Origin of the sequence: Halomonas sp. SIMBA_159 (genome assembly GCF_046536035.1) — a bacterium.
Lineage (GTDB): Bacteria > Pseudomonadota > Gammaproteobacteria > Pseudomonadales > Halomonadaceae > Vreelandella > Vreelandella venusta_A.
Genome location: NZ_JAWJBT010001250.1, coordinates 1 through 247 on the forward strand (window position 1 = coordinate 1; position 247 = coordinate 247).

Below are 247 nucleotides of genomic sequence, written 5' to 3' on the forward strand. Positions count from 1 at the left end.
CCAAGCTGGACGGTGTCAATGCGGTGTCAATAATGGATATGCAGCTCACTGAAACGGTGTCCCAGGCGATGGATATCCAGCTACCTGGTCAGACGCAGGACAATACATTACCACCGGTTTCACAGATAGGTGTCGGTTTTAATGTTGCTAAAGCCGCAGGCTTAACCTTGTTAGCTGGCCGTGATTTCAGCGAGAACTATCAAAGTGATTGGTATCAGACGCATGACGACCATGCTACCGCTTCAGT

General features: G+C 49.4%; 1 protein-coding gene. It reads left to right on the forward strand.

Annotated features, from left to right (window positions below; all coding sequences use genetic code 11):
- Positions 1–32: 32 nt before the first annotated feature.
- The coding region (locus R0J87_RS23260; RefSeq protein WP_498889334.1) for a hypothetical protein at positions 33–247 on the forward strand (215 nt) is incomplete at its 3' end.